Genomic DNA, 12,279 nt, shown 5'->3' on the forward strand with positions numbered 1-12,279 from the left:
TTCCGACCTCCCCCTTCAAAGGGCTAACGGGAGTGTCTGTCTGGGTGGCGACCTGGTAGGCCCGTCGTCGCGGGTGCCGGACCTGCCCGTCGCTGTTGTGCTGGCACTCGGCAGTGCTGAGTGCCAGCACCGAGACTAGGACGGCTTTAGCACTCGGTCAAGCGGAGTGCCAACGGAGCGCCGCCGGAACGGTGCCGGACGCCTCCGGCCTGGAGGACAATCGAAGCGTGGATCTTGACGCGTTCTCCTACCTGCTGACCCCCGCCGGGCAGGCCCTGCTGGGGTCGCTGCGCGACTACGACCCCGCCCGCGAGCTGGCGGAGGCGACCCGGCTGCGGCGTGAACACCCCGCGGAACTGGTGTCGGCGGCGCTCGGCCAGGCCCGGCTGCGGCAGCGCGGGGAGGCGAAGTTCGGGGCGGACGCGTACCGGATGTACTTCACCCCCGACGGGGTGGAACAGGCCACCCGCACCGAGGTGGCGGAGTACCGGGCGGAGTGCTTCAAGGCGCTGGGCGTACGGCGGCTGGCCGATCTGTGCTGCGGGATCGGCGGGGACGCCATCGCGCTCGCCCGGGCCGGCGTGGCGGTGCTGGCGGTCGACCGGGACCCGCTGACCTGCGCGGTCGCGCGGGCCAACGCGGAGTCGCTGGGCCTCGCCGACCTCATCGAGGTGCGCTGCGCCGATGTGACCGAGATCGCCACCAGCGGCTACGACGCCGTCTTCGTGGACCCGGCGCGGAGGGGAGGGCGTGGGCGGATCTTCGACCCGGAGGCGTATTCGCCGTCGCTGTCCTGGGCGGTCGGGGCGGCCCGCCAGGTGCCGGTGGCGGCTCTGAAGGTCGCGCCGGGCATCCCGCACGAGGCCGTCCCCGACGACGCCGGGGCGGAGTGGATCTCGTACCGCGGTGACGTGAAGGAGGCCGTGCTGTGGTTCGGGAAGAACCCCGGCTCGGTGAGCGCGACCCTGCTGCCGTCCGCGGGCACCCTGTGGACCGGCGCCCCGCTCCCCGACCCGCCGGCCGGCCCGGTCGGCCGGTACCTCTACGAGCCGGACGGCGCGGTGATCCGCGCACACCTGGTCGCGGAGGTCGCGGAACAGGTCGGCGGCCGGCTGATCGACGAGACGATCGCGTACATCACCGCCGACGAACTGCGCCCGACGCCGTTCGCGACGGCGTACGAGATCACCGACGTGCTGCCGTTCGGCCTGAAGAAGCTCAAGGCGCTGCTGCGGCAGCGCGGTATCGGCGTCGCCGTCATCAAGAAGCGCGGCTCCGCCATCGAACCGGAGGAGTTGCGCAGGAAGCTGAAGCTGGAGGGCCCGCACTCCGTCACGGTCTTCCTGACCCGGGTGGCGGGCGCGCCGTCGATGCTGCTGGGCCAACCGGTCAACACCCCGTAGGACGGCCGGGGGACGCGCCGCGGGGCGGCCGGTGTCCGGCGGCACCTGACATCGCCTGACGCGGCATCATCCGCGCCGATAACCTGCTGCCGAGGGCTGGTGAACCGGGGGGCCGGGATGGACGAACTGAGGCCGGACGACCCGCGCAGGGTCGGACCGTACGAGTTGCTGAAGCGGCTCGGCGCGGGCGGTATGGGCGAGGTGTACCTCGGCAGGTCGCGCAGCGGCCGGGCGGTCGCCGTCAAGCTCGTCCGGGCCGAGATCGCCGCGGATCCCGGCTTCCGCAGCCGGTTCCGGCGGGAGGTGGACGCGGCCCGCGCGGTGTCCGGCTTCTGGACGGCGTCGGTCGTGGACGCCGATCCGGAGGCGGACCGGCCCTGGGTGGCCAGCCAGTACCTGGAGGCACCCGACCTCGGGGTCCTGGTGCAGCGCGACGGGCCGCTGCCGGAGGCCGCGCTCAGGGCGCTGGGCGCGGGCCTGACGGAGGCGCTGGCGTCGGTGCACGCGGCCGGCCTGGTGCACCGCGACCTCAAGCCGGGCAACGTCCTGATGGTCGCCGACGGACCGCGCGTCATCGACTTCGGGATCTCCAAGGCGCTGGACGGCGCCACGATGCTCACCGGGACGGGCGCGGTGATCGGCACGGCGGGGTTCATGTCCCCCGAGCAGGCCGTCGGCGGGCGGGTGGGCGCGGAGAGCGACGTCTTCTCGCTCGGCTCGGTCCTGGTGTTCGCGGCCACGGGCCGGGCGCCGTTCGGGACGGGGACGGTTCCGGCGCTGCTGTACCGCGTGGTGCACGACGAGCCGGACCTCGGCGGCGTGCCGGCCGCCCTGCGGCCGGTGGTCGCCGCCTGTCTCGCCAAGGACCCCCGGGAGCGCCCGGGGACGGATGCCCTGATCGACACGCTGACCGCCGCCCGCGAGGACCCGAGGGCGTACCGGCCGACCGTCGTCGCGCCGGCCGCCGCCCCACCGGCGACACCCGCCGCACCCACGCCAACGCCCGCACCCACGCCCGCACCCGCCGTCGCCTTCACCGCCGCCGCGCCGACCGCCACCGCGCCGCCGGTCGCGGCTCCAGCTCCGATGGCGGCTCCGGTCGCGGCTCCGGTGGCGGCTCCCGCCCCGGTCGCGGCCCCGGGCAGGTATGAACTCGCGCAGCGGGCACCGGTGTCCGGCGGCCCGGGCCTGGCGGGCAAAGCGGGGATCTTCACGATCGCGCTGGTCCTGTCCGCGGCGACCCAGTTGGCGGTGTTCGGCAACCAGGTGACCGCGATGGGCCTCATCCGTGTCGCGCTGTTCACCACCGTCCTGACATGGGCGCTGGGCGCCCTGATCAAGGCTCGGCGCACGGCCGACGTCTCGGTCGGCCTGGACGCGGCCGGGCTGCGACTGCGGCACGGCGGCGCCGAATGGTCCCGGCCGTGGGCCGAGGTGCAGGAGGTCGCGCTCTTCCATGCCCATGGCGCAGCCGGGCGGCGCGGGTGCTTCCTCCTGCGGGCGACCGTTCCGGCCGGCAGCCTGCGGGCCGTCCCGCCGAAGGAGTTCGGCGTCGATTCCGGGGCCGCGGGCGTCACTGTCGCGGCGGCGCGGCGCAGCGCGGGCCTCGTTCTGCAGCTGGACGCGGCCGAGGAGCGGAAGCTGTCCGCGGCGCTGGAGCGGTACGCCCGCCGCGCCTACCGGCAAGGGCCGGCGAGCACGGGCACGGGCTGACGGCTCAGACGTAGTCCTCCAGGCGCGCCACGGTGAAGCCCTGCTCGGAGATCATGCGCAGCATGTTGGCGGTCATCTCCGTCATGGAGGTGCCCTTGAGCTCCGACGGGCCGCGGAAGTGGGCGAGGATGATGTCGCCGGGGTGCAGTTTCTTGTCGGCGCGCTGGTACTGCATGCCCTTGATCTGCATGGACTCGCGCCACAGGATGAGCGCCTGGAGTCCGCAGGACTTCGCGGCGGTCTTGGTGGCCTCGTTGAGGTTGCCGTAGGGCGGCCGGAAGAGGCGGGGCGTGGTGCCGTATTCGGCCTTCAGCTTCGTCTGCTGGGTGCATATCTCGTGACGCTGGGCGGACTCCGACTCGGTCCGCAGGTTCGGGTGCGTCAGCGTGTGGTTCTGTATCGGGTTGCCGAGCTTCTGGAGCGGCTTGAAGTAGCCGTAGTCGCTCCGGATGATGTCGTCGGTCAGGAACATCGTGAAGGGGATCTTCAGCTCGCCCATCATGGTGACGAACTTCGGGTCCTTCTCCGCGCCGTCGTCGAAGGTGACGAAGACGATCTTCTCCTTGGTGGGGATGTCGCTGACCACCGGCGGCGTCCCGGAACCGGTCTTCACCGGCTTCACCTTCGGCGGCGCCGGAGCCGGCGCCATCGGCTTGATCTTCCACTTGCGGAACGCGGCGGCGGTGTCCGCGCCCTCGCCGGGCGCGGTGCTCCCGTCCGACGAGGGAGCGGCGGCAGGGCCCGTCCCGGAAGCGGTCGGTGCGGCCTTCGGCGAGGACGCGGCCGTGGAGCACCCGGTGACGAGCAGGAGACCGGAAACGATCAGTCCCGCCGCTTTTATGTGCATATGTAAGCCCTATGCTGTTCGTTCAAAACGCCATCTGTGTACTGAACGATGCAGAAAAGCGGCCGGGGGTTCCGCCAGCTCGGGCAACTCGGCCTCGTAGGGCGCGTCCCACCAGGTGATGACGAGCACCCGGTCACCGGGGGCGGAGAAGTGCTCGCGGCGCAGCGGGGCCGGTGCCAGCTGCTGGGCGCGGACCCATTCCAGCAGCTCGGCGCCCCGCCCCTCGGCGGCCCGCGCCTCCCACATCAGGGCGACGGTCATCAGTACAGGTTGTCCTTGCTCAGCTCGTGCACATGGTCGTGCGAGTGGGCGTGCTCCTCCGGGTGCGGGTGCGAGTGGCCCGGTACGGAGACCTCGGTGACGGGCAGTGAGGAGTCGGCCGGCAGGTCCCAGGTCGACGACGGCCGGTTGCGCGCCACCATCTCCGCGCCGAGCGCCGCGACCATGGCGCCGTTGTCCGTGCACAGTTCCCGGCGCGGCACCCGCAGCACGATGCCCGCGTCCTCGCAGCGCTCCAGCGCCAGCGAGCGCAGCCGCGAGTTCGCCGCGACCCCGCCGCCGATCATCAGGTGGTCCACGCCGTTCTCCTTGCAGGCCCGGATCGCCTTACGGGTCAGCACGTCCACCACCGCCTCCTGGAACGACGCGGCCACGTCCGCCACCGGCACGTCCACACCGTCCCGGCGCTGCGCCTCGACCCAGCGCGCGACGGCCGTCTTCAGCCCGGAGAACGAGAAGTCGTACGGCGCGTCGCGCGGGCCGGTCAGACCGCGCGGGAACCTGATGGCCTTCGGGTCGCCGTCGCGGGCGTGCCGGTCGATGGCCGGGCCGCCGGGGAAGCCGAGGCCCAGCACCCGGGCGACCTTGTCGAACGCCTCGCCCGCCGCGTCGTCGATCGTCGAGCCCAGCGGCCGCACATCACTGGTGATGTCCGGTGCGAGCAGCAGCGACGAGTGCCCGCCGGAGACCAGCAGCGCCATCGTCGGCTCGGGCAGCGGGCCGTGCTCCAGCTGGTCCACGCAGATGTGCGACGCGAGGTGGTTGACGCCGTAGAGCGGCTTGCCGAGCGCGTAGGCGTACGCCTTGGCGGCGCTCACGCCCACCAGCAGCGCGCCCGCGAGCCCGGGGCCCGCGGTGACGGCGATGCCGTCGAGGTCGCTCGCGGCGACCCCCGCCTCCTTCAGGGCGCGCTGGATCGTGGGGACCATCGCCTCCAGATGCGCCCGGCTGGCGATCTCGGGCACCACGCCGCCGTAGCGCGCGTGGTCGTCGACGCTGGACGCCACCGCGTCGGCGAGCAGGGTGTGCCCGCGGACGATGCCGACACCGGTCTCGTCGCAGGAGGTCTCGATGCCGAGGACAAGCGGCTCGTCAGCCATCAGTTGTGGTTCCTTGTACGGAGGAGGGTTCGGTCATACGCATCACGAGGGCGTCGACGTTGCCCGGTTGGTAGTAGCCCTTGCGGAAGCCGATCGGCTCGAAGCCGAAGCGCTCGTAGAGCCGTTGGGCACGGAGGTTGTCGACCCGGACCTCGAGCAGCACCTCGTGGCATTCGAAGGCGGTGGCCTGGTGCATCAGGTCGGCGAGCAGCCGGGCGCCGAGGCCGGTGCCCCAGTGGTCGCGGGCGGCGGCGATGGTCTGCACGTCACCGGTCCCGGCGATCGCCGCGAGCCCCGCGTAGCCGACCAGCCGGCCGCCACCGCCGGTTGCCTCGGCAGCGTCCCCGGCGACCTCTCCGGCGACGTCCTCGGCCACGATGTAGTGCCTGGTGGCCAGAGGGTGCCGCGCGTCGGCCAGCTCGGACCAGAACATGCCGCGCGACCAGGCGTCCTCGGGGAAGAGCTCCAGTTCCAGCTCCATCACCCGGTCCAGGTCCCACCAGCGCATCTCGCGCAGTGTCACCGTCACTTGGGCAGGACCGCCTTGTAGCCGGCCGGCACCTGCGCGTCGGGCCGCCGCAGGTACAGCGGCAGCGGGGGGGCGAACTCCGCGCCCTCCGCGAGCCGTACGGCGCCGAGCGCGGCCAGCGCGCCGGCGGACTGGTGCTCAGGAGCCCGTACGTCCGTGAAGACCTCCGGGTACAGGGCTGCTCCCGCGCCGACGGCGGGCAGCCCCGCGACCGTCCGCGCGATATCGGCGGGACGGTCGACGGCGGGCTCCGTCACCCGCTCGCGCGGGCTGGCGTAGCGGGCCCAGTAGACCTCCTTGCGGCGGGCGTCGGTGGCCACCACGAAGGGGCCGCCGAGTCCGGCGAGACCGGCCGCGTACGCGATCCCGTCGAGGGTGCAGATGCCGTGCACGGGCACCCCGAGCGCGTCGCCGAACGCGGCGGCGGTCACCAGGCCGACCCGCAGCCCGGTGTACGGCCCGGGGCCGGTCCCGACGACGATGCCGGTCACGTCGCCGATCGCCGCCCCGGCCTCGCTCAGCACCCGGTCGATGGCCGGCATGAGCAGTTCTCCGTGCCGCCGGGCGTCGACGACCGTCGATTCGGCGAGCACCCGCCCGCCGTCGTGTAGCGCGGCGGTCACAGCGGGCGTAGCGGTGTCAAAAGCAAGCAGAAGCACGGTGACACCCTACGGCCCCGCCCCATCCCCCGGGCCGGCCGCGGCAGCGGTGGGGCGGTGGCCCGGGCCACGCACCGGTCACAACACCCGGCCGCCCGGCGCCCGCTCGCGCGGTCATCGGGCGGGCCCCGGCTGCTAACGTCGACCACAGCCCGCAAACCCCTCCGGAGGAGCGAACCAACCGTGCCAAGGATCGGGTCGGGGACCCTCGTGACAGGCCTCACCGCTGCCGCGCTCGCCGTCATCGCCGTACTGGCCGTCCAGGCCTCCGGTTCCGCGGCGGACCACCCCGTGACGGCCCGCCCCTCGAGCCCGGCCGCCACCGCCCCCACGGCCAAGGTGCCGCCGGTCACCAAGGTGCCGGCGCTGCCCGCGAACACCGGCAGCGGCAAGCGCGTGGTCTACGGCCTGGCGGCCAAGCGGGTCTGGCTGGTGAACGGCGCCAACAAGGTGCTGCGCACCTACGTCGTCGCGCCGGGCAGCGTCGATCCGGCCCCCGGCCGCTACAAGGTCACCTCGCGCACCGCGCGCGGCACCGGCGGTGACGGGATCGCGATCGAGCACGTCGTGCGGTTCGCGACCGTCGGCAGCACCGTCATCGGCTTCAGCGCGGCGGTGGACGCCTCGATGCCCAGCCCGGACCCGCAGAAGAAGACCGGCGGCATCCGTGAGACGCCCGCCGACGGCGACGAGCTCTGGAAGCTCGCGGTGATCGACACGAGGATCGTCGTCGTCCGCTGATCGCTCACGCGATCAAGCGATCAAGGACGCGGATTCCACCGTACGAGTGAGTGGCGGCCGACTGCTACGCGGCGTCGCGCCGTTCCCCGTCGTGCTCGTCCGGCGGGGTGGACACGGCCGTCGCCGCCGCGCCCGCGGCCAGCAGCTCGCTCATCGACGGCAGTGCGGGGATCGCGGGACGGGTGGGGACGGCGGGAACGCCGGGGACCACGGGGGCAGCCGGGACCGCGGGGACTGCGGCGGGCTTCGGCGCGTCCGAAGTGCCATGAGCCGGCATGCGTGCCTCCTGAGGGAATGTAGGCAGCCTCGACCAACATCTGCACTCCCATGCGACCACGCCGGGCCACCCGTGCGCAACATCTTCCCGACACGTTGTCGGAACGCCTCCCCGCCGGGCTGGGCGCCGAGCTAGCCGCCGAGCGGCGAAAGGTCCTGGTTGACCCAGCGCGGCCCGATACCGGTGACGGTCACCTCGCGCACGTCGTCGACGTCGCTCCCGGCGTCGGCGTCGATGTCAGTGCCGGTGTCGGGGCCGGTGCCGTGGTGACCGGCCTCGCCGAGCGTCCGCGAGATGACGACCTGCAGCCGGGCCTCGGACAGCTCCTCGACCTTGCCCTCGCCCCATTCGACGACCACCACCGATTCGGGCAGCGAGACGTCGAGGTCCAGGTCCTCCATCTCGTCGAGCCCGCCGCCCAGCCGGTACGCGTCCACATGCACCAGGGCGGGCCCGCCGCTGAGCGACGGATGCACCCGGGCGATCACGAAGGTCGGCGAGGTCACCGCCCCCCGCACCCCGAGGCCCTCCCCCAGGCCGCGGGTCAGCGTCGTCTTGCCCGCGCCCAGTTCGCCGCTGAGCAGCACCAGGTCACCGGGAAGCAGCAGACCGGCGAGAGCCCGGCCCAACTCCCGCATACGGTCGGGGGTCCTGACCGTGAGACGGACGGATACGGGGTCGTCAGCGGTGTGCTGACCGTGCAGCGGTTCCATGTCCGCGAATGCTACGCGGCGTGGCGGACGCTATGCCTCCTGTGCCGCCTGCTGCGTCTCCGGGAGCAGCCCCAGTTCTCTGACCGTCAGCGGCAGCGGGGCCTGGACGGCGTCCGCCGCGCGGGCCAGCAGGGCGGCCAGATGCGCGTTCACCAGTTCCGGGTACTCCAGCATCACCAGGTGACCGGCGTTCTCGACGATCACCAGTTCCGCGGCCGGCAGCCGCTCCGCGATGTCGGCGCTGTGGTCGCTCGGTGTGAGCAGGTCCTTGTCCCCGGCCAGCACGAGCGCGGGCTTGCCGTCCAGGACGGCCAGCGCGTCCGCCTTCTCGTGCTGGATGAAGGCCGGGTAGAACTCGGCGACGACGTCGATCGGCGTCCCCTCGATCAGCCGCTCGGCGAACCGGCCCACCGACGCGTCGACGTCGGAGGCGAACGAGTACCGCTTCACGATGCCCGCGAAGAGGTCCGCGGTGGCCCGTCGCCCGCGTTCCACCAGGTCGACCTGGGTGCCGAGGATCCGCAGCACGCCCGGCGCCAGCGCCCGGAACGCCCGCGCCCCGGCGGCCGGCAGCCCCATCGTCATGGCCGCCAGCTTGCCCGCGGACGTGCCGATGAAGGCGACCCCGGCCACCCGTTCCGTCACCAGCTCGGGGAACTGGTCGGCCAGCGCCATGATCGTCATGCCTCCCATCGAGTGCCCGACGAGCACCAGCGGGCCGTTCGGCGCGGCGGCGTCCAGCACCGCCTTGAGGTCACGGCCGAGCTGGTCGATCGTGGCGGGCTCGCCCGCGAGCTGGTCACGGCCGCGCTCGGAGCGCCCGTGGCTGCGCTGGTCCCAGTAGACCGCCCGGACGCTGCCGCGCAGGGCCGCGCGCTGGAAGTGCCAGGCGTCCTGGTTGAGGCAGTAGCCATGGCAGAAGACGACGGTGAGCGGCTGCGGCTCGGCCCCGCCGCCCCGCTTGAAGAGGCCCGTCCAGCCGCGCCGCTGCGCCGTCACCGGCTGCTCCACGACGTCCTCGACCTCGTAGTACAGCTCGGTGCCGTCCTCCGCGGCCACCGAACCCGGTGTGCCGCGCAGCGCTCCGTACGGCCCGGCCGCGTCCAGCGCGAGCCGCGCCTTCCTGCGGATGCCCCGGCCGACCGTGAGCCGCTCCAGCGCGACGCCCGCGGCGGCGCCCGCCGCCACCACGCCGATCGCCGCACCGACGAAGCCGGCGCTCTTGCCGGCCCGCTCCCACTTCGCTCCGCTGTCCATGGTCATCGTGTTCCCGCTACTCCCCTGGTACGCGTCTCCCGTTGTCGACATAGACGCGCGGCACCCGGGTCCCGATCCGCGTGACGATCTCGTAGGCGATGGTGCCCGCGGCCAGCGCCCAGTCCTCCGCGGTCGGCTCGCCCCGGTCACCCGGCCCGAACAGTACTGCCTCGTCGCCCGGTTGGGCGGCGTCGCCCCCGAGGTCGACGACGAACTGGTCCATCGCGACCCGGCCGGCGACCGTCCGCCACTTGCCGGCGACGAGGGCGGGCCCCGAGCCCGACGCGTGCCGGGGGACGCCGTCCGCGTAGCCCAGCGGGACGAGCGCCAGGGTGGTCTCGCCCGGGGTGACGTAGTGGTGGCCGTAACTGACCCCGTGCCCGCCCGGCACCCGCTTCACCGACGCCAGCCGCGCGACCAGCGTCATCACCGGCCGCAGCCCGAAGTCGGCGGGTCCGCCGACCTGCGGCACCGGCGAGATCCCGTACATCGCGACGCCGGGACGCACCAGGTCGAAGTGCGACTCCGGGAGGGTCAGGGTGCCCGGCGAGTTCGCCATGTGCCGCACCTCGGGGTCGAGGCCGGCGGCCGCCGCGCCCGCCAGGGCGGTGTGGAACGCCGCCAGCTCGGCGGCGATCGACGGATGGCCCGGATCGTCGGCGCACGAGAAGTGCGACCAGATGCCGGTGACCTTGATCAGCCCGTCGGTCTCGGCCGCCCGCGCCGCGGCGGTCAGCTCCGGCCAGTCGGCCGGCTGGCAGCCGTTGCGGCCCAGGCCGGTGTCCGCCTTCAGCTGCACCCTCGCCGTACGGCCCGCCTCCCGGGCCGCCGCGCACACCTCGCGCAGCGCCCACAGGGCGCTCACCGTCACATCGATGTCGGCCTCGACCGCGGCGCGCCACGGGCCGCCGGGCGTCCACAGCCAGCACAGCAGCCGGCCGCCCACCCCGGCCGCGCGCAACGCCAGCGCCTCCTCGGGCGTGGCGGTGCCGAGCCAGGTCGCCCCGGCCTCCAGCGCGGCCCGCGCGCACGGCACCATGCCGTGCCCGTAGGCGTCCGCCTTGACCACGGCCATCAGCCCGGCGCCGGGGGCGCAGGCCCGCAGCGCCGTCACATTGGCCCGGAGCGCGGTCAGATCGATCTCCGCCCAGGCACGCATCGCAGTGTTGTCCATCGAGCCCAGTCTCTCAGGCCGGTGGCTCCGCCCCGCGCCTCCGCCCCGCGTGACCGGCGGAACGGGCCCGCAACCGGGCCCGCCTCCGGCGCAAGGACGGGGTTCAGCCGCCCGCCACCTGGCGCCAGGCGGCCGGAAGGGTGGCCGCGATGTCCTGGGCCGAGACGGGCGCGCCGACGCCGGCGGCGGAGCCCGAGGCCAGCCGGGCGGCCAGGCCGTGGAGGTGGGCGCCGACGGAGGCGGCGTCGCGGGGGGCGAGGCCGGCGGCCAGCAGGGAGCCGGTGAGGCCGGACAGGACGTCGCCGCTGCCGGCGGTGGCGAGCCAGGACGTGCCGGTCGGGTTGACCCGCACCGGGACCGCCCGGTCGGGATCGGCCACCAGGGTCGTCGAGCCCTTGAGGAGCGCCGTGGCGCCGTACTGCTCGGCGAGCTCCCGCACGGACGCCAGCCGGGCCGCCTCGACCTCCTCCCGGGACCGCCCGAGCAGCGCCGCCGCCTCCCCCGCGTGCGGGGTGAGGACGGTGGCCGCGGTGCGCGCCCTGACCTGCTCGCGGGTGATCAGGCGCAGCCCGTCCGCGTCGACGAGCACGGGCACCCCGGACGCGAGGACGTCGTCGACCGAGCGCCGCGCCTCGGTGCCGTCGCCGAGGCCGGGACCGACCACCCAGGCCTGGACGCGGCCCGCTTCTGACGGCGGGCCGGTCGTGACGAGCGTCTCGGGGAAGCGCGCCAGCACGGCCTCCGCGCCGTGCCCGGCGTACCGCACGGCGCCCGCGCCGCCGCGCAGCGCGCCCGCCACCGCGAGGACGGCCGCGCCCGGGTAGCGGTCCGACCCGGCGACCACGCCGACGACCCCGCGCCGGTACTTGTCGCTCTCGGTGGCCGGCACCGGCAGCAGCGCGGCGACCTCCGCGAACTGCAGGGCTTCGAGCGCCGGGGCCGGCAGATCGGGGCCGAGGCCGATGTCGATCAGGCGCGGGGCACCGGCGTGCACGGCCGCCGGGTCGATCAGCAGGCCCGGCTTGTAGGTGCCGAAGGTGACGGTGACATCGGCGTGCACGACCGGGCCGGTGACCTCGCCGGTGTCGGCGTCGACACCGCTCGGCAGGTCCACGGCGACGACGGTGGCGCGGGAGTCGCGCGCGGCCCGCGCGAGCGGCACGGCCGCCGGCCGCAGACCGCCCTTCCCGCCGATGCCGACGATCCCGTCCAGGACGAGGTCGGCGCGGCCGATCAGCGGCAGTGCCGCGGCGTCGTCGGCGGTCACCGTACGGCCGCCCGCGGCCTTCAGGTCCGCCAGCCCGCCGCCGTGCGTACGGTCCGGCGCGAGCAGCACGGCGGTGACGGCGGCCCCGCGCCGGGCGAGCCTGGCCCCCGCGTAGAGGGCGTCGCCGCCGTTGTCACCGCTGCCGACGAGCAGGACGACGCGGGCGCCGTAGACCCGGCCGAGCAGCCCGGCACAGGCGGCCGCCAGCCCGGCGGCGGCCCGCTGCATGAGCGCGCCCTCGGGCAGCCGCGCCATGAGGGCGCGCTCCGCCGCCCGTACGGTCTCGACGGTGTGTGCGTGCCGCATCCGTTGTCCTCTCG

General features: G+C 74.2%; 13 protein-coding genes. 3 read left to right on the top strand and 10 right to left on the bottom strand.

Translation table 11 applies throughout. The features are described 5' to 3' along the window. The first annotated feature begins 227 nt into the window (after positions 1 to 227). Both LNW73_RS12630 and LNW73_RS12635 read left to right on the top strand, forming a co-directional pair. A complete protein-coding gene (locus tag LNW73_RS12630; protein ID WP_250989982.1) occupies positions 228 to 1,403 on the top strand; it encodes a THUMP-like domain-containing protein in 1,176 nt (391 codons plus the stop codon). A 117-nt stretch (positions 1,404 to 1,520) separates the two neighbouring features. After that, positions 1,521 to 3,116 carry a serine/threonine-protein kinase gene (locus tag LNW73_RS12635; protein ID WP_250989983.1) on the top strand — a complete coding sequence of 532 codons (1,596 nt, stop codon included), beginning with the start codon at positions 1,521 to 1,523 and terminating at the stop codon, positions 3,114 to 3,116. Positions 3,117 to 3,120: 4 nt separating this feature from the next. On the opposite strand, the gene LNW73_RS12640 is transcribed toward LNW73_RS12635, so the two are convergent. Genes LNW73_RS12640 through tsaB form a run of 5 tightly spaced genes read right to left on the bottom strand, consistent with a single transcriptional unit; the run spans position 3,121 to position 6,530 of the window. Beyond that, complete coding sequence (locus tag LNW73_RS12640) at positions 3,121 to 3,963, bottom strand: polysaccharide deacetylase family protein (RefSeq protein ID WP_250989984.1); 843 nt, start codon at positions 3,961 to 3,963, stop codon at positions 3,121 to 3,123. Between the two features lie 9 nt (positions 3,964 to 3,972). Next, entirely contained in the window at positions 3,973 to 4,224 is a 252-nt protein-coding gene (locus LNW73_RS12645) for a hypothetical protein (RefSeq protein ID WP_250977293.1), read from the bottom strand. Continuing rightward, the gene (gene tsaD, locus LNW73_RS12650; RefSeq protein WP_250977292.1) at positions 4,224 to 5,342 is read right to left on the bottom strand and encodes a tRNA (adenosine(37)-N6)-threonylcarbamoyltransferase complex transferase subunit TsaD; all 1,119 of its coding nucleotides are present in this window, start codon (positions 5,340 to 5,342) and stop codon (positions 4,224 to 4,226) included. Before tsaD ends, LNW73_RS12645 begins: the two co-directional genes overlap by 1 nt. Then, positions 5,335 to 5,850 (bottom strand): ribosomal protein S18-alanine N-acetyltransferase, encoded by a 516-nt coding sequence (rimI, locus tag LNW73_RS12655; RefSeq protein WP_250992900.1) that lies wholly within the window; start codon positions 5,848 to 5,850, stop codon positions 5,335 to 5,337. The genes tsaD and rimI overlap by 8 nt, the downstream gene beginning before the upstream one ends. A gap of 17 nt (positions 5,851 to 5,867) precedes the next feature. Beyond that, positions 5,868 to 6,530, bottom strand: coding sequence for a tRNA (adenosine(37)-N6)-threonylcarbamoyltransferase complex dimerization subunit type 1 TsaB (tsaB, locus tag LNW73_RS12660; RefSeq protein WP_250989985.1), 663 nt, complete (start codon positions 6,528 to 6,530; stop codon positions 5,868 to 5,870). A gap of 183 nt (positions 6,531 to 6,713) precedes the next feature. Between tsaB and LNW73_RS12665 the strand changes: the two genes are divergently transcribed. Next, positions 6,714 to 7,271: a hypothetical protein gene (locus LNW73_RS12665; protein ID WP_250989986.1), complete on the top strand. Its 558-nt coding sequence runs from the start codon at positions 6,714 to 6,716 to the stop codon at positions 7,269 to 7,271. A gap of 64 nt (positions 7,272 to 7,335) precedes the next feature. Here LNW73_RS12665 and LNW73_RS12670 read toward each other — a convergent pair whose 3' ends face one another. The 5 genes from LNW73_RS12670 to LNW73_RS12690 form a co-directional block, all read right to left on the bottom strand. Beyond that, the gene (locus LNW73_RS12670) at positions 7,336 to 7,548 is read right to left on the bottom strand and encodes a hypothetical protein (RefSeq protein ID WP_250977289.1); all 213 of its coding nucleotides are present in this window, start codon (positions 7,546 to 7,548) and stop codon (positions 7,336 to 7,338) included. Between the two features lie 131 nt (positions 7,549 to 7,679). Beyond that, positions 7,680 to 8,261: a tRNA (adenosine(37)-N6)-threonylcarbamoyltransferase complex ATPase subunit type 1 TsaE gene (gene tsaE / locus LNW73_RS12675; RefSeq protein WP_250989987.1), complete on the bottom strand. Its 582-nt coding sequence runs from the start codon at positions 8,259 to 8,261 to the stop codon at positions 7,680 to 7,682. A 30-nt stretch (positions 8,262 to 8,291) separates the two neighbouring features. Further along, the gene (locus tag LNW73_RS12680; protein ID WP_250989988.1) at positions 8,292 to 9,518 is read right to left on the bottom strand and encodes an alpha/beta fold hydrolase; all 1,227 of its coding nucleotides are present in this window, start codon (positions 9,516 to 9,518) and stop codon (positions 8,292 to 8,294) included. Positions 9,519 to 9,534: 16 nt separating this feature from the next. Next, positions 9,535 to 10,692, bottom strand: a complete 1,158-nt coding sequence (alr, locus tag LNW73_RS12685) for an alanine racemase (protein ID WP_250989989.1) — start codon at positions 10,690 to 10,692, stop codon at positions 9,535 to 9,537. Positions 10,693 to 10,795: 103 nt separating this feature from the next. Continuing rightward, on the bottom strand, positions 10,796 to 12,265 hold the full coding sequence (locus LNW73_RS12690; protein ID WP_250989990.1) for an NAD(P)H-hydrate dehydratase: 1,470 nt from the start codon (positions 12,263 to 12,265) through the stop codon (positions 10,796 to 10,798). Positions 12,266 to 12,279: the final 14 nt, after the last annotated feature.

Source organism: Streptomyces sp. RKAG337, from assembly GCF_023701715.1.
In the GTDB taxonomy this organism is placed as follows: Bacteria; Actinomycetota; Actinomycetes; order Streptomycetales; family Streptomycetaceae; genus Actinacidiphila.

Excerpts from the sequence above, each read along its gene's own strand:
- LNW73_RS12690 (WP_250989990.1), bottom strand. The coding sequence starts at position 12,265 with ATGCGGCACGCACACACCGTCGAGACCGTACGGGCGGCGGAGCGCGCC.
- LNW73_RS12670 (WP_250977289.1), bottom strand. The coding sequence starts at position 7,548 with ATGCCGGCTCATGGCACTTCGGACGCGCCGAAGCCCGCCGCAGTCCCC.
- alr (WP_250989989.1), bottom strand. The coding sequence starts at position 10,692 with ATGGACAACACTGCGATGCGTGCCTGGGCGGAGATCGATCTGACCGCG.
- rimI (WP_250992900.1), bottom strand. The coding sequence starts at position 5,850 with ATGCGCTGGTGGGACCTGGACCGGGTGATGGAGCTGGAACTGGAGCTC.
- LNW73_RS12635 (WP_250989983.1), top strand. The coding sequence starts at position 1,521 with ATGGACGAACTGAGGCCGGACGACCCGCGCAGGGTCGGACCGTACGAG.
- LNW73_RS12640 (WP_250989984.1), bottom strand. The coding sequence starts at position 3,963 with ATGCACATAAAAGCGGCGGGACTGATCGTTTCCGGTCTCCTGCTCGTC.
- LNW73_RS12645 (WP_250977293.1), bottom strand. The coding sequence starts at position 4,224 with ATGACCGTCGCCCTGATGTGGGAGGCGCGGGCCGCCGAGGGGCGGGGC.
- tsaE (WP_250989987.1), bottom strand. The coding sequence starts at position 8,261 with ATGGAACCGCTGCACGGTCAGCACACCGCTGACGACCCCGTATCCGTC.
- LNW73_RS12680 (WP_250989988.1), bottom strand. The coding sequence starts at position 9,518 with ATGGACAGCGGAGCGAAGTGGGAGCGGGCCGGCAAGAGCGCCGGCTTC.
- tsaD (WP_250977292.1), bottom strand. The coding sequence starts at position 5,342 with ATGGCTGACGAGCCGCTTGTCCTCGGCATCGAGACCTCCTGCGACGAG.